Annotated in this window: 14 protein-coding genes and 1 riboswitch; of the genes, 5 read left to right on the top strand and 9 right to left on the bottom strand. The window is 71.5% G+C overall.

Going from position 1 to position 15,529, the window contains the following annotated elements:
* Positions 1-95: 95 nt before the first annotated feature.
* On the bottom strand, positions 96-839 hold the full coding sequence (locus ACFWE2_RS08160; protein WP_377223712.1) for a C40 family peptidase: 744 nt from the start codon (positions 837-839) through the stop codon (positions 96-98).
* A gap of 50 nt (positions 840-889) precedes the next feature.
* Positions 890-1,082: riboswitch (cyclic di-AMP (ydaO/yuaA leader) on the bottom strand.
* Positions 1,083-1,243: 161 nt separating this feature from the next.
* Positions 1,244-1,960 (bottom strand): metal-dependent transcriptional regulator, encoded by a 717-nt coding sequence (locus tag ACFWE2_RS08165; RefSeq protein WP_377223713.1) that lies wholly within the window; start codon positions 1,958-1,960, stop codon positions 1,244-1,246.
* 83 nt (positions 1,961-2,043) lie between these two features.
* Here ACFWE2_RS08165 and serC point away from each other — a divergent pair, with 83 nt between their 5' ends.
* The 5 genes from serC (at position 2,044) to ACFWE2_RS08190 (ending at position 7,340) form a co-directional block, all read left to right on the top strand.
* Positions 2,044-3,153: a phosphoserine transaminase gene (gene serC, locus ACFWE2_RS08170; protein ID WP_377223714.1), complete on the top strand. Its 1,110-nt coding sequence runs from the start codon at positions 2,044-2,046 to the stop codon at positions 3,151-3,153.
* A 118-nt stretch (positions 3,154-3,271) separates the two neighbouring features.
* Positions 3,272-4,123 (top strand): MHYT domain-containing protein, encoded by an 852-nt coding sequence (locus ACFWE2_RS08175; RefSeq protein ID WP_377223715.1) that lies wholly within the window; start codon positions 3,272-3,274, stop codon positions 4,121-4,123.
* 147 nt (positions 4,124-4,270) lie between these two features.
* Positions 4,271-4,714 carry a MarR family winged helix-turn-helix transcriptional regulator gene (locus tag ACFWE2_RS08180; protein ID WP_377223716.1) on the top strand — a complete coding sequence of 148 codons (444 nt, stop codon included), beginning with the start codon at positions 4,271-4,273 and terminating at the stop codon, positions 4,712-4,714.
* Positions 4,711-6,015 carry an MFS transporter gene (locus ACFWE2_RS08185; RefSeq protein ID WP_377223717.1) on the top strand — a complete coding sequence of 435 codons (1,305 nt, stop codon included), beginning with the start codon at positions 4,711-4,713 and terminating at the stop codon, positions 6,013-6,015. The genes ACFWE2_RS08180 and ACFWE2_RS08185 overlap by 4 nt, the downstream gene beginning before the upstream one ends.
* 1,094 nt (positions 6,016-7,109) lie before the next feature.
* The gene (locus ACFWE2_RS08190; protein ID WP_377223718.1) at positions 7,110-7,340 is read left to right on the top strand and encodes a hypothetical protein; all 231 of its coding nucleotides are present in this window, start codon (positions 7,110-7,112) and stop codon (positions 7,338-7,340) included.
* 178 nt (positions 7,341-7,518) lie between these two features.
* On the opposite strand, the gene ACFWE2_RS08195 is transcribed toward ACFWE2_RS08190, so the two are convergent.
* From ACFWE2_RS08195 to ACFWE2_RS08225, 7 genes are all read right to left on the bottom strand, one after another.
* Complete coding sequence (locus ACFWE2_RS08195; protein WP_377223719.1) at positions 7,519-8,982, bottom strand: NCS2 family permease; 1,464 nt, start codon at positions 8,980-8,982, stop codon at positions 7,519-7,521.
* A 32-nt stretch (positions 8,983-9,014) separates the two neighbouring features.
* Complete coding sequence (locus ACFWE2_RS08200) at positions 9,015-11,105, bottom strand: acyltransferase family protein (RefSeq protein ID WP_377223720.1); 2,091 nt, start codon at positions 11,103-11,105, stop codon at positions 9,015-9,017.
* 125 nt (positions 11,106-11,230) lie between these two features.
* A complete protein-coding gene (locus ACFWE2_RS08205) occupies positions 11,231-11,764 on the bottom strand; it encodes a CAP domain-containing protein (RefSeq protein WP_377223721.1) in 534 nt (177 codons plus the stop codon).
* A gap of 88 nt (positions 11,765-11,852) precedes the next feature.
* A complete protein-coding gene (locus ACFWE2_RS08210) occupies positions 11,853-12,674 on the bottom strand; it encodes a CAP domain-containing protein (RefSeq protein ID WP_377223722.1) in 822 nt (273 codons plus the stop codon).
* Positions 12,675-12,776: 102 nt separating this feature from the next.
* Positions 12,777-13,556: a polysaccharide pyruvyl transferase family protein gene (locus ACFWE2_RS08215; protein WP_377223723.1), complete on the bottom strand. Its 780-nt coding sequence runs from the start codon at positions 13,554-13,556 to the stop codon at positions 12,777-12,779.
* Positions 13,553-14,446 (bottom strand): glycosyltransferase family A protein, encoded by an 894-nt coding sequence (locus tag ACFWE2_RS08220; protein WP_377223724.1) that lies wholly within the window; start codon positions 14,444-14,446, stop codon positions 13,553-13,555. Before ACFWE2_RS08220 ends, ACFWE2_RS08215 begins: the two co-directional genes overlap by 4 nt.
* The gene (locus ACFWE2_RS08225; RefSeq protein ID WP_377223725.1) at positions 14,446-15,498 is read right to left on the bottom strand and encodes a polysaccharide pyruvyl transferase family protein; all 1,053 of its coding nucleotides are present in this window, start codon (positions 15,496-15,498) and stop codon (positions 14,446-14,448) included. Before ACFWE2_RS08225 ends, ACFWE2_RS08220 begins: the two co-directional genes overlap by 1 nt.
* Positions 15,499-15,529 lie beyond the last annotated feature (31 nt).

Genomic DNA, 15,529 nt, shown 5'->3' on the forward strand with positions numbered 1-15,529 from the left:
GTAGAGCGCCTGTCCGAGGCTCCCTGGCGACACCAGGGAATTTCGGACAGGCGCTCTACTTCGCGAATCTCTGCTGTGGTCCTACGCGGCTGAGGTCAGCCCAGGCGGATGAACGTCGGGTTCGACTGCCAGATGGGGCGGAAGTCGACGACGGTGCCCGGCTTGGACGCGTCGATCATCGTGTTGCCGCCGGCGTAGATCGAGACGTGCCCGGGGGTCCACATCAGGTCGCCCGGCTGAGCCTGGGACGCCGGCACCTGGGTGCCGTAGCCGGCCTGGGCCGACGACGAGTGGGGCAGCTCGATACCGAGCTGCCCGAAGACGTACTTCGTGAAGCCGGAGCAGTCCATGCCGCTCGGGCTGGAGCCTCCGGAGACGTACGGGACGCCGATGTAGCGGCTCGCGATCGAGATCACGGAGTTGCCGATCGCGGAAGCGGGGATGTCGACCGAGGAGGCGGCGCTGGCGGCGGCCTCGGCGGCCTCAGCAGCCTCGGCGGCGGCAGCCTCAGCGGCCTCTGCCGCCTCGTTGGCGGCGAGCTCTGCCTGGTAGTCCTCGTTCTCCGCGGCGGAGACCACGGAGACCGCGGACTTCTCGACGTTGAGCTCCGCGTCGGGTGCGACCGACACGACGGGTGCGTTGGACAGCGCCTCGCGGGCCTGCGTCGCCAGCGCGTTGAGGTCGACCGAGTTCATCTTCGCGTGGCCGGTCTCCACCGGAGCCGCCTGGGCGACCAGCGCGCCACCGAAGGTCGAGACGAGGAGCGCGCCACCAGCGGCTGCGACCGCGGTGCGGCGGCCGACCGCGGCGTTCTGAGCAAGTTCGGTGAGCGGTGTCACTGGTCGTCGCGCAGCCCGATGGCGGGCGCGAGTCGTACGTGCAGTCACGTAGTACCTCTCCTTGAACGCCTTCGAGGTCAGCTGTCGGGTTCGGGTGGGAGAAATCACCCGGCCGTGCAGTCCCGAAGGAATGCCCGGCTTCACCCCGAGGACGCGCCCTGGCGCCCGTTGGTGGGTCCCCCGCCTCTGTCATGCGGTCGTCTTGGGGCCCCGGCCGGTGACAGAGTTCGGCGTCCGTCCGAGGACCCCCACGAATAACTCCGTGGGAGCGGTCCGAACGTACCGGACCTCACCCTCGATGTCACGTTCCGGCAACGAGTGCCAGAGCGTGTCGCGCGAGGGGCGCTACCTTTCCGACAAATCGGGCGACAAGCCGGGCTGCGACCGGACGGCCGCGGACCAGTTCAGGCCGTCGCGACGAAGAGGTGGCGGGCCACGTCCTCACCGAGCTCGAGCGCCGCACCGGCGCCGTCGACGGCCACCGTGTAGGTCCCGCCGCTGTGCTCCGCCGTGATGCGGGAGCCCGGCACCAGGCCGGCCTCGGACAGGCGGGCGAGCAGCTCGATGTCCGTCTGCAGCGGCTCGGCGATACGAGTGAGCGACGCCGCGAGCGGCTCACCCTTGATGCCCTTCTTCGCCGCCGCCTCGAACGCCGAAGGCAGCGAGATCACGCCGGTCAGGAACGGCACGTCGGTGTATTCCTCACCGAGCTCCGAAAGACCGGGGATCGGGTTCCCGTACGGGTCGTGGTGCGGGTGGTCGAGCAGCCCGACGAGGCGCTTCTCCACCAGGTCGCTCATCACGTGCTCCCAGCGGCACGCCTCGACGTGCACGTGCTCCCAGTCGAGCTTGATGACGTCGGTCAGCAGCCGCTCCGCGAGGCGGTGCTTGCGCATCACACGCCTCGCCTTGTCGTGGCCCAGTTCGGTGAGCTCGAGGTGCCGGTCGCCCGTCACGATCACGAGGCCGTCGCGCTCCATGCGCGCGACGGTCTGCGACACCGTCGGACCGGAGTGCCCCAGTCGTTCCGCGATGCGCGCGCGCAGGGGCGTGATGCCCTCCTCGTCGAGCTCGTAGATCGTCTTGAGATACATCTCGGTGGTGTCGATCAGATCCGTCACGTCAGCTCCCGTCATGCGCCCAGCCGCCCAGTCGCCCTGGACACGTGCGGCCCGGGCGTCGGCCCAGGTTCTAGTCTAGTTCTGTGCCACTGACAATCCCGCCACACCTGCTGCCCGCCGACGGCCGATTCGGCTCCGGTCCCTCCAAGGTGCGCCCGGGACAGGTGGATCATCTCGTGGCGAACGCGCACGTGCTGGGCACGTCACACCGGCGGGCGCCGGTCAAGGACCTGGTGCGCCGTATTCGTGAGGGTGTCACGGAGCTGCTCGGCGCGCCCGACGGATACGAGGTGGTGCTCGGCAACGGCGGCGCCACCGCGTTCTGGGACGTCGCCACCCTGTGCCTCGTCGAGCGCAAGGTGCAGCACGCGGCGTTCGGCGAGTTCGGCGGCAAGTTCGCCGCCGCGACGTCGCGCGCCCCGTTCCTCGAGCCCTCCCAGGTGATCTCGGCGGAGCCCGGCACGGTCGCCTACCTCGAGCCCGCCGCGGACGTCGACACCTATGCCACACCGCACAACGAGACCTCAACGGGTGCGATGGCGCCGGTGCTGCGCCCGTCGGGGCCGGACGGCGCCGTCGTGCTCACCGACGCGACCTCCGGGGCCGGGGCCCTGCCCGTCGACCTGAGCCAGACCGACGCCTACTACTTCGCGCCGCAGAAGGCCTTCGCCGCGGACGGCGGCCTGTGGCTCGCCGTCCTGTCCCCCGCGGCCGTCGAGCGGGCCGCCCGGCTCGAGGGTTCGGGCCGCTGGGTGCCGGAGTTCCTGTCGCTCACGACCGCCGTCGAGAACTCGCGCCAGGACCAGACGCTCAACACGCCCGCCGTCGCGACGCTGCTGCTCCTGGCCGACCAGGTCGAGTGGCTGATCGACCAGGGCGGGCTCGAGTGGTCCGCGAAGCGCTGTGCGGCCTCCGCCGAGATCCTCTACTCCTGGGCCGACTCGCGGGAGTGGGCGACGCCGTTCGTCGCGCGCCCCGAGGAGCGGTCGGCGGTGGTCGGCACCATCGACCTCGCCGAGGAGATCGACGCGGGACGAGTGATCTCCGAGCTGAGCGCCAACGGCATGCAGGACGTGTTCGCCTACCGCAAGCTGGGGCGCAACCAGCTCCGGGTGGGCATGTACCCCGCGGTCGACCCGGACGACGTCGCGGCGCTCACCGCCTGCGTCGACTACGTCGTCGAAGCTTCCTGACCAGCGCGATCACGTCCGCAATATCCCTTGGACGGGGAGTTCAGCCTATTGTCCGAGCCGTGGGGACTCTGTAACGTTTCGGCATCCTAGGGAACCATTCGAGGGGCTGTTCAACACCATGCCAGTGATCGACCACTTCACCTTCGGGATCGTGACGCCGTTGCTGGCGTACGCGATCTCGTGTACCGGCGCAGCGACGGGCCTTGCGTGCACGTCTCGCGCCCGAGCAGCATCGGGCGGCACGCGCGCGGCGTGGCTCGTGTTCGGCGCCATAGCCCTGGGCGGTACCGGCATCTGGGTGATGCACTTCGTCGCCATGCTGGGATTTTCCGCATCCGGCGTGACCATCAGATACAACATTCCGGAGACCCTCCTGAGCGCGGCGATCGCCATCGTCGTCGTGGGTGCGGGCCTCTTCATCACGGAGCTTGGCAAGCGCAAGCTCCCGGCGATGCTCGTCGGTGGTGCCCTCGCGGGCGCCGGCGTCGCGGCCATGCACTACATGGGCATGGAAGCGATGGAGATGTCGGCGGAGGTCGTCTACAACCCGGTCTATGTCATCGCCTCGATCGTCATCGCCGTCGTCGCGGCCACCGCCGCGCTGTGGTGCACGGTGCACATCCGCGGCACGCTCGCCACGATCGTGGCCACACTGGTGATGGGGCTTGCCGTGACCGGCATGCACTACACCGGGATGGCCGGGGTCTCCGTGATCAACCCGATCAACAACGTTCCCGCCGGCGCCTCGACGATGCAGCTTCTCGTGCCGCTCGTCATGGCGGTGAGCGTCGTGACGTTCCTGCTCATCCTCGGTATCGGCCTCTGGCCCACCGAGGACGAGCTGCGCACCCAGGCCGAGTTCGAGAACCGGCTCAAGGCGCACACCGAGCAGGGCCGTCGGTTCGAGACCGTCCAGCAGGACCTGCAGCCGGGTCCCGCTCAGTTCGCGCAGACGAACCGCGCGCTCTGACCCTCGGCAGGTCCGCGAAGTAGAGCGCCTGTCCGAGTCCCCCGGTTGTCGCCGGGGAGGCTCGGACAGGCGCTCTACTTCGTGGACCCGCCGAGGTGTGACCACACCCACGTACCGTTAGCAAGGCTAATGACCTAGAATGGCTCGGTGTCGAGCCCCCGCAGGTCCAGCCGAAGCCCGGCCACGGTCGGCGGCGACCTCCGTGTCGCCCTCACCCGGATATCCCGTCGGCTGCGCGCCGAACGAGGCGAGGCCGACCTCCCCGAGGGCCAGTTCGGCATCCTCACGGTGCTGCACAAGCACGGCGAGATGTCCCCTGGGTCCCTCGCCGAGCACGAGCGCGTCCGGCCTCCGTCGATGACCCGCGCCGTGAACACCCTGGCCGAGCTCGGTCTCGTCGAGAAGGTGGAGCATGCGACGGACCGCCGGCAGGTGGTCGTCCGGCTCACCGCGGCGGGCTCGCGCGAGGTCGCCGAGACCCGGCGTCGCCGTGACGCCTGGCTCACCAAACAGCTGTCCACCCTGACCGGAGAGGAGAGAGAGATCCTTGCAGGAGCCAGCGAGCTCCTGATCCGGATCGCCGCTCGATGAGCGCAACTTTCGCCAGCCTGAAGTACCGCAACTATCGCCTTTGGTTCGCCAGCGCTCTCGTCGCCAACATCGGCACCTGGATGCAGCGCGTGGCGCAGGACTGGGTAGTACTGGCCGTCCTCACCAACAACTCCGGTGTCGCCGTCGGCATCGTCACCGCACTGCAGTTCATCCCGCACATCTTCCTGTCCGCGTGGGCCGGCCTGCTCGCCGACCGCGTCGACCGCCGCAAGCTCCTGATGCTGACGCAGGGGGGCATGGGCGTGCTGGGCCTCGGGCTCGGTGCGCTGGTGCTGTCCGGCGCGGCCGAGCTGTGGCACGTGTACGGCTTCGCGACCCTGCTGGGCGTCGTGAGCGCGATCGACGGGCCCGTCCGGCAGACCTTCGTCGCCCAGCTCGTGCCGACCAAGCGGCTCGCGAACGCCGTCGGCCTCAACTCGACCAGCTTCAACGCCGCGCGGCTCATCGGGCCCGGAGTGGCCGGCCTGCTCATCGCCGCCGTCGGCAGCGGCTGGGTGTTCGTCATCAACGGCATCGCGTTCGGTGCCGTCATCATCTCGCTCACCCGGATGCGCGACCTGCGGGCCCTGCCGGTCGCGTCGCGTGCCAAGGGCCAGATCCGCGAGGGTCTCGCCTACATCCGCGGCCGGAGCGACATCGTCGTGATCATGGTCGTCATGGGCGTTGTCTCGATGTTCGGCCTGAACTTCCAGCTCACGTCGGCCATGATGGCGCGCGTCGAGTTCGGCAGGGGCGCGAGCGAGTACGGCATCCTCGGTTCGGTCCTCGCGATCGGCTCGCTCGCCGGCGCGCTCCTGGCCGCCCGGCGGGAACGGCCGCGCGTGCGGCTCGTGCTGGGCGCCGCCTTCGCGTTCGCGACAGCCATGGGGATCCAGGCGGTCATGCCGACCTACCTCGGCTACCTCCTGATGTGCATCCCCGTCGGCTTCGCGTCCCTGACCATGCTGACCTCGGCCAACGCGGCGATCCAGCTCTCGGTGGCCCCGGAGCTGCGCGGCCGGGTCATGTCGATCTACGTGCTGGTGGTACTCGGCACCACGCCTCTCGGTTCCCCCGTGGTGGGCTGGGTCGGCGAGACGTTCGGCCCGCGGTACGCCGTGCTGATCGGCGCCGTGGCGACCCTGCTCGTGGCCCTCGCCGCGACCGTGTGGGCGTACCGGACGTGGCACGTGCGCGTGCGCGCCCGGCTCTCCCGCTCGCACCGCATCCCGCGCCCGTACCTCCAGGTGACCTACCCGGACGCAGAACCCGAACCGAACCGTCAGGCCCTGGCGGCCTGACGTCCAACGGGCGAGGTTGGGTGCCCGCGCTGAGCGACCGTGCCCAAACCCTCCGTTGGTTCCGGGCACAATCACACAGTGCCGCGTCGGGTCGGCCGGAACGAGTGATTGTGCCCGGAAACGGCGGAGGGTTCGGGCAGGACCGCTCGGTCTGGCGTCTGGGGCACCGCGTTTTCCGGGAGAGATCCGTCCGTGTCGCATGCGGTACCGGGCGACGGCGGCACAGTGTTCCGAGCTCGTCCACAGGGGCCTCTCTCAGCCTGTTGTGCACAGGACGGTGCTCCGGTCCGGATCTGCCCTGCCCGGCGCTGCTGGGGTGGGCACATGACAAAGGTCTTCCAGATTCCGAGCCGCGCAATGCCCCTGATCCGCCGGCAGTCCGGTCTCCTCTCCACCGACCAGTGCGAGGAGCTCGGGATAGAGCGAGAGATCCGACGCCGGATGATCCGGCAGCTTCGCTGGAGCAGCCCTGCTCGTGCCGTCGTCGACACCTGCCCCGAACCCCTCCACAGCAGGACGCGGGACGACTGGTTCGAGCATGCTGCCCGATGGCGAACCTGGCTCGCCCTGCTCGTGCACTGCTCGGACGCCATCGCGACAGGGTGCTGCGCGCTGGTCCTGCACGGTGTGTCCGGGCTCCCTCGCGACTTTCCCCTGGAGATCGCGCGCCCGGACCGATCCCCGCGGCGTACCCGGTACGGCGTCGCCGTCGTGAGGTACCCACCATTTCCCACGGTGACGATCAGCGGCCGCGCGGTGGCCCAGCTCGACCACGCAGCGGCGCAGGCCCTGCCGAAGCTCCCGCGTCCCAACGCCCTCGCAGTGCTCGACGACCTCGCGAGGCGCCACCGGTTCGACGGCGCCCGCCTTGCGGGCCTGCGCGAGCTGGTAGTCCGGCGCCGCCGCGGCTCGGCCCAGCTCCTTGACCTGTTCGGGATCGTCGACGGCCGCTCGGAGTCACGGAGTCGTCCGCGCGGCTCTCGTGCCACGACAACGGTGTACCGCCCGACGACCTCCAGGTCCGCTTCACCCGGGACGGTGTCGTCGTCGCACGCGTCGACATGGGATGGCGCCTGCCCGACGGACGTTGGCTCGTGGTCGAGATCGACGGTGTCGGTCCGCACAGCACTCCGCGGGCGCTGGTTCAGGACGCCGCACGGCAGAACCAGCTGCTGGCATCCGGGCAGGTGATCATGCTGCGCTTCAAGCCCCAGGACAACGAGCAACCGGGCGGCGTCGGCGGGAAGGTCGCGACGGTCCTGGCCAGCCACGGCTGGCGCCCCGGCCGATACACCGCCGCCAGATCCTGCATCGCGCTGTCGTGACCGCGCCCCGCTCCCGGCACCACGCCGAGCCATTGTGCCCAGATCCCGGCCCTCCCCGGGGCACAATCGCTCAGTCCGGCCGACACGACGCGGGACTGTGTGATTGTGCCCCGGGGAGGGCCGAGGTTTGGGCGTAATCGCTCAGCCCGGCCGAGGGCCGCAGGGCCAGGCCGGTTCGCTAGATGCCCACCGCCGCGCGGATCGGGCCCAGCAGGAAGTAGACGACGAAGAGGGCCGCCGCGACCCACAGCAGCGGGTGCACCTTGCGGGCCTTGCCGACGGCGAGCTTGAGCAGCACGTACGAGATCACGCCCGCCCCGATGCCCACCGTGATCGAGTACGCGAACGGCATGAGCACCATCGTGAGGAACGCGGGGATCGCGACCTCGAGGTTCTTCCAGTCGATGCCCGTCACCTGGACGACCATGAGGAACCCGACGATCACCAGCGCGGGCGTGGCGGCCTCGTGCGGCACCACGGTGACGAGCGGCGCGAGGAAGGTCGTCAGCAGGAACGCCACACCCGTCGTGACCGCGGCGAGGCCCGTGCGGGCGCCATCGCCGACGCCGGACGCCGACTCGACGTACGCCGTGTTGGACGACACCGACCCCATGCCGCCCGCCGACGCGGCGATCGAGTCGACGATCAGGATCTGGGTGGTGCGCGGCGGGTTGCCCTTCTCGTCGAGCAGCCCGGCCTCGCCGCCGATGGCGACCATGGTGCCCATCGTGTCGAAGAAGTCGGCGATGAGGAGCGTGAACACCAGCAGGACGACGGCGATCGGGCCGATCTTCTCGAACGAGCCGAACAGCGAGAACTGCCCGATGAGCGAGAAGTCGGGCAGGGCCACCACCGAGTCGGGCAGCGCGGGGACGTTGAGCGACCAGCCACCCGGGTTGTCCTCGGCGCGTCGGCCGATCTGCGCCACGGCCTCGATGACCACGGCGAGCACGGTCGAGGCGGCGATCGCGATGAGTATCCCGCCGCGCACCTTGCGCACCATGAGGACGGCGGCCAGCAGCACCCCGAACGCGAACACGAGCAGCGGCCAGGCGCCGAGCGAGCCGCCCATGCCGAGCTCCGTCGGCGTCGCCAGCGAGGCGGGGATGCGCACGAACCCGGCGTCGTACACACCGATGAACGTGATGAACAGGCCGATGCCCACGCTGATGGCGATCTTGAGCTCGCGCGGCACGGCCCGGAACACGGCCTCCCGGAAGCCCGTGACCACCAGGATCAGGATGACCAGGCCCTCCAGCACCACGATGCCCATGGCGTCGGCCCAGGTCATGCCCGGCAGTGCCGCCACGGAGAAGGCGACGACGGCGTTCAGGCCCAGCCCCGCCGCGAGCGCCAGCGGGAAGTTGGCGACAACGCCCATGAGGATGGACATGACGCCGGCGACGAGGGCGGTCGCCGCGGCGATCGCGGCGAGGTCGCCGCCGTCGGTCCCGCCGCCGAGGAACTGGCCGGTCCCGTCGGGCACGTTGCCGAGGATGAGCGGGTTCAGCACGACGATGTAGCTCATCGTGAAGAAGGTGACGAGCCCACCGCGCACCTCCGTCCACACCGTGGACCCGCGTTCGCTGATCCGGAAGAACCGGTCGACGGCGCCCCGCGCCTGGGCCTGGTCGTGAGCCATGGTCCGATGTTGCCCTTCGTTACCCGATTTCGTCACCCGATGGTACGGGCCTGCGTGCCGCGGACGGCGGCCTTGAGCATCTGCTCCACCGACCGCACCTGGGTCAGCACGTAGTCGTTGCTGAGGTGGTGATAGTCCCGGTAGACGGGGTGGTCGATGTCGCCGACGCCGCAACTTTCCGCGTCGCACGTCTGTGACCAGACGCCGTCCCAGGTGGGAACACCGTACTTCTTCCAGATCCCGGCGCTGATCCGGGGGAGGTCGCCGTTCGAGCTCTCGGCCTCGGTGCGCGACATGTCGCAGTCGCCGAGCCAGGACAAGGGCCGGGTGAGGCAGTCGAGGGGGTCGACGTCGAGCTGCGGGTTGTCCTTGACGGCCACGACGTTCGGTGTGACGGCGGTGAGGTGCGCGAACAGCTTGTCGTTGGCGGCCGCCCAGGTGGCGTGCGTCTCGTCGGCGGTCATGCCGGTGCCGTCGGCGTGCTCCATGCGGCCGCCGTAGATCTGCGCCTGGCTGACGACGACGGCGTCGGGCCGCAGGTCCTCGACGACGCCGACGGACTCGGCCTGGAAGTCGCCGCACGGCCCGCGCTCGGCGGGTTGGTACACGTTGACCTCGGCGGCGGGGCAGCCGTGGCGCCAGCGGACGGCGAGGCGCAGGCCTGCGTCGGTCGCCGCGGCGTCGAACGCGGGGGCCCACTGCATGGCGTGGGAGTCGCCGAGCAGCAGCACGGTGGTCTTCGCGTCGACGTCACCGAGCATGCAGACGTCGACGCCCGACGTCGTCGGGACGGTCTCGGTGCACCCGTACGGTTCGGGTTCGGCGCCGACCTCGACCGCTGTGGCGTACGGCTCGCGCTCCAGCACGGCGCCGACGCCGGTGCGGACGCCGACGGCGAGGCCGCCGACGACGATCCCGATGGCCACGGTGACGGCGGCGGTGCGGCGCCACGACCTCATGGCGCTGCTGAACCGGACCGGGTTCTCGACCCAGCGGTAGGTGGCGACGGCGGCGCCGAACGCGGCGAGCGTCGCGAGCACCTTGATCCAGATCGCGTCGTCCTGCACCGCCGCGGTGGTGAGCACCACGAACGGCCAGTGCCAGAGGTACCAGGAGTAGGAGACGTCGCCTATCCGCTGCAGTGCCGGCAGGCCGAGCAGCCGGTCCACCCAGGTCCCGTCCGCGGGGATGCTGCCTGCGGCGAGCACGAGCAGCGCACCGCACACGGGCAGCAGGGCGACCGTGCCGGGGAACGGGTCGCTCTCGTGCACGAACGCGAACGAGAGCGCAAGCAGCAGGACTCCCGCGGTGCCGAGCAGGGCTCGGAGCAGCCGCGGCCGCAGCCGGGAGAGCTCGGCGAGCCGGTTCCAGGGCAGGGTCGCGACGAGTGCGGCGCCCGCGAACTCCCAGGCCCGGGTCGGCAGCACGTAGAACGCCCAGTCGGGGGCCGTCGCCGTCAGCCAGACGGAGGTGGCGAGCGATACGACGAACGTTCCGGCGAACAGGAGCTGCAGCATGCGGCGGGCCGGCACGCGGGTGCGGCGGGCCACGGCGACCGCCAGCAGGATCAGCAGCGGCCAGAAGACGTAGAACTGCTCCTCGATGCCGAGCGACCAGGTGTGCAGGTAGGGGCTCGGGGTCACGGAGTCGGTGAAGTAGTTCTGCCCCTGGTAGGGGAAGACCAGGTTGGAGACGAACAGCATCGCCGACGCGGCGTGCCCGGCGAGCCGCCCCCAGACCAGTGGCGACAGGACCAGGAGGCTCGCGAGCAGCGTGACCGCGACGACCAACGCGAGCGCGGGCACGAGGCGCCGCATGCGGCGGGTCCAGAACTCGACGAGGTCGACGTTGCCGGCGCGGTCCACCTCACGCAGCAGCAGCGAGCTGATCAGGTAGCCGGAGATCACGTAGAAGATGTCGACGCCCGTGAAGCCGCCGGGGATCGCGATCCCCGCGTGGAAGACGACGACGGCGAGCACGGCCACCGCCCGGAGCCCGTTGATGTCCGTGCGGAACGCGTGGCCGGCACCCGGGCCGGCGGGAGCCGCGCCGGTCCCGGGGCTGCGGGGCTCCGGAGCCGGTTCGTCGGGTCGCTCGACGGCGGCGGTCGTCGCCTGCGCCATTTTTCTCCTGCGGTCGTTCCGGACGGGTGCGCGGATCACCATAACGGGCGCACCAGGTCACCTCGACCGGGTACCGAGGAGGGTGTGGGGAGAGTCATGCTCTCTCGTCCGGCTCAACCGGGTGATCAACCGAGGAATACGTGAGAGCACGTCAGCACGGGTGCCGCGGTCGTACCGCCGTCCCTGACGCAGCCGATCGCACCGCGCAGCAGGTCGGGGGCCACGAGGTTCTCCCGGTGCGACGGCGAGTCGAGCCAGGCCTGCACCACGTCCTGCGGCGGGTTCGCGGTGCGGCTGAGGTTCTCCGCGGCGAACGCGCCAGGGCAGCTCTCCTGTACGGGCTCCAACGGCGCATGGACCAGCTTCGGCGCACCGATCAGCGCACCGGCCCGCTCGACGGCCACGGCGGCCAGGCACTCGTCGTGCTCCACCGGCGGTACGTCCCGCTGGGCACGAGCCGCGTTCACGCCTTCCTCCAGGGCTGCCGCGTACTGCTCCGGGTCGGCCAGGTCCACGCTGCCGGACGGCGTCCAGGTCGGCGAGGGGCCGGGCGTCGCCTCGGCACCCCACGGATCACCGGACGGTTCCGTCGTACAGGCGGTCAGCAGCGCGGTGGTGAGCAGGAACGGGATCGCGAGGCGGGTCAGGGCGCGGAGCACGGGGTCGATTCGACACCGCGCGGCGCGTGCGCACAAGCCGAGGCGCCGCGCCGCTCGTCCGCCGACGTCCTGCCGCCGCCTCCACCGCTCAGCCCAGGAACACGTGGGCACAGATCATGACGGGTGCGGCGGGGTCCCCGCCGTCGGGCACGCAGGCGACGGCACCCCTGGTCAGGTCGCCGTTCAGGATGTTGGCGCGGTGCCCCGCCGAGTCCATCCAGCCCTGTGCCGCCTCGGGTGGTGACCACCCACCCTTGGCCAGGTTCTCCGCGACCGCGGAGGTGGGGCAGGCCTCGAAGATCGGCTCGAGCGGCGCGTGCGCCAGCTCTTTGCCGATCAGCGCCTGCGCCCGGTCGAGCGCGACGTCGTAGGCACAGGTGTCGTGCGCCAGCGCGGCAAGGCCGGCGCCGGTGCGATGGCCGTTGACCGCGTCCTCGAGGGCCGCCGCGTACTGCACGGCGTCGGTCAGGTCGGGTTCGCCGCCGCCGGCGCCCCCGCCACCGCCGGAACCGCCCGTTCCGTCATCGCCCCCGCCGGAGCCGCCTCCGGTGCCGCCCGACCCCGCGTCGTCGCCCGACCCGGGAGCCGGCGTCCGGTCCGCGCCGCGCGACGCCGAACCGCTCGGCGCCGGCTGCACGTCCACCGCCGCGGCCTCCTGGGTGTGCTTCCCCCTGATCGGGCCCACCGAGGAGGGCCCAGGAGCAGGCGCCAGCCGGACGGGCACAGCCTCGGCGACCACCCCGGGTGCGATCCCCGGCGCGGGCATCGGCTCGGCGCCCGGGGTGAGGAGCCCCGCGCACGCCGTCAGGCAGGCGGCCACCGCGACGCCCAGGACGGCGCGGGCGGCTGCCCCGCGCAGGGCACGCCCCGGCCGGGACGCGGACGACGTCGTACAGCGTGCTGGGGACACAAGTGCGGACAATACCGGCGATCACCACAGGACGGAATGCCCGGTCTCCGCCCGGCGCGCACAGGACGGACAACTGACTTCGGTCGGGTCACGCCGCGGGCCTCACGCCCACAGGTCGAGCGGGAAGGCGGCCAGCAGGGCGTCGCCGTCCCATACCGGCGGGCGGACGCCGCCCAGCTCCACCGCCTCGTCGACGGACGCGGCGACGCGGAACTCCTCGCGCCCCGTCCCGGCGTAGTAGTCGTGGTACTTGTGCATGGGCTCGGCCGACGGCGGGACCAGCCGGGCCGGGATGCCGAACGACTCGGCGAGCACTATGCCGTGCAGGGACGTCGCGACCACGAGGTCGCACCGGGCGATCTGCCCGGCGATCGCATGCGGGTCGCCCCGCGGCGCGATCGTCCGTGGGTCGTCGCGGTGCCGCGCCCAGTCGTGCAGGTTGGGCACGAACCCGACCGGCCGCCACTCGCCGTCGGCGTAGCTCTCCCGGGGCCAGAACCGGCTCCAGAGCAGCGCGGGGTCGCCGAAGACGCGCGGCGCCGCGATGCCCGCCTCACGCAGGAGCCGGTGCGTGATGGGCCCACGGACGGCGCGCACGTCCAGCCCCAGGCCGGGCGGCAGGTACGCCTCCTTGCCGTTGATCCCGGAGCCCCACACGACGTCGCCCGGCGCGGCCAGGTGCAGGATCGAGCCGACCGTGAGCAGCCTGCGGGCACTCCCGGGCGCCTGATCGACGCCGCGAGCGGCGAGGATGTGCTCGACGAGCGCCGGGCCGATCAGGTCGCCGAAGTTGTTGACCCGGCGCCGTACGGGAAGGAGCCTGCCGAGCTTTCCTTGCACCACCGGCCGTCGGGGGTTCCAGTGCACCACCTCGACGGTCACGCGCGTCCCCCCGCCGTCAGCGCCCGGCGGACCACCGGTCCCAGCGTCCGGCGGCCCACCGTCAGCGCCGTCTCCGCCACCGCCCGGGGGCCGACGGCGGACCACAGCGCCGCGGTCGTCCGGCGGACCGGCGGCAGGCCGAACCGCGCGGCGAACTCCGGGTCGAGCGGCCTGGCGAGGCCGCGCAGCCGCTTGCCGGAGTGGTTCTCCCCCGTGTCGACGTGGTAGACGGCGCCGCGGAACGGCAGGGGTTCGAGCACTCTTCCCTGGTGGCGCGCGTACCACTCGAGGGCGTGCCGGTGCGCGCCCATGACGTTCTCGACCCGGTCGCCGAACCCCGCGAGGACCTCGTCCTGCGTTGCGGTGACGGAGAGGTCGCCGGGTACCCCGTACGCCTCGAACGGGACGACGAAGCTGCTGCCGCACGTCCGGTGGAAGTCGGGCTGACGTCGGTAGACCGACCGGGCCCGCGAGTACACCCAGCCCCGGTCGACCACCCAGCCGGGGTGGTCGCGGTGCCGCGCGGTGAACTCCGCGAGGCCGCGGTGCACGAAGTCGTCGGCGTCGACGATCATCACGTGGTCGGGCCGGTACGGCCGCGCGGCCAGCAGCCCGACGCCGATCTTGCTGCCCTTGTCCCGGACGAACTGCGACCGGCCGGCGTGCGGGCCGTCCGCCGCCTCGGGCGCCGCGAAGTCGACGGGCACGAACCGCACACGCTCGGCGAGCTCGGGCCGGATCTCCGGCGCGCGGTTGCCGACGACGAACACCAGGTAGTCGTCGCTGGTCTGCGCCGTGAGCGACCCGAGCGTGAGCCGCAGCAGCTCCTCCACCCGGCCGTAGTCCGCGGAGTTGTGCGGGTGGCGCAGCGAGGTCACGAACGCGAGCATCAGGCCCCCCAGAGCCGGGCGGCGAGCTCGCGTGCCTCGTCGAGGCCGGACACCTGGTGGGCGGTGCTGAACTTGCCCGTGTAGTCGTCGTAGATCGCGCGCAGCTTGCCGTAGCTGTTGTCCAGCAGGATGTGCTCGACGCCCAGCAGCGTGGCCATGACGTGCGCGTGCAGGCGGTCGACGACGGCGCCGCGGGCGGGCGCGAAGAGCAGCACGCCGCTGTCGATGTTCACCGCGTTGATCGCCGCGAGCGCCGCAGCGACCGGCTTGTTCGCGGCGCCGAGCGCCGGCAGCGGCACCCGGCGGCCCACCCGGGCGCGCTGGTGGCTGAGGGCCGCGACGAGCCGTGCCGCCCGGTGTCGCCAGTCGGCGGCGGCGTCGGGCCGCCAGTCGGTCCGGTCGGCGACCAGGCCGGGCACCCAGTTCGGCGGGACGTCCTGGAGCCCCGAGGCGTTCTCCTTGTCGGCGCGGGCGAGGACGAGCATGCGCCGGGTGCTGTCGGCGAGCTGGTCGAAGAACGGCGGCTCCCAGCCAAGGGCCATGTCGTGGCAGTACGCCGCCCGGACGCCGGGGAGCTGTTCGGCGGCCCGCGCCTGCGACGCGGTGTCCCGGACGAGGAGCGTGAAGTCGCGGTGGGCGCCGATGACGCGGTCGGCCTCGGCCGCGCGGCGTCCGGACCGGAACCAGACCGACTGGGGGAGCTGGACGATCTTGTGGCCGGGAAAGTCCTGCACTATGCGTTCCCGGTGCTCCTGGTGTCCGAGCCACAGGTCGCCGAAGTTGCCGCCGCCGTGGATCAGGATCGTGCCGGTGGGCATGGCCGCGCGGACGTCCGCCGCCACGTAGCCGCGCAGGTCGCTCACGTGCCGGATCTCGATGCCCAGGCGCCGGAGGTATGCGAGCTCGCCGGCCCAGATGAGCGAGTCGCCGACGTTGCGCTGGTTGGGCGCGTCGAGGAGCGCCACGGGACCCGGGCCGATGGTGTCGGCCAGCACGGTGGTGGTGGCGGAGCGCAGCCCTGCGAGGTACGCGCCGTCTTCCGGACGCATCATCCGTGCCCCCCTGGCTCGCGGTCGAGACCCA

Source organism: Promicromonospora sp. NPDC060271, assembly GCF_042726755.1.
Lineage (GTDB): Bacteria > Actinomycetota > Actinomycetes > Actinomycetales > Cellulomonadaceae > Promicromonospora.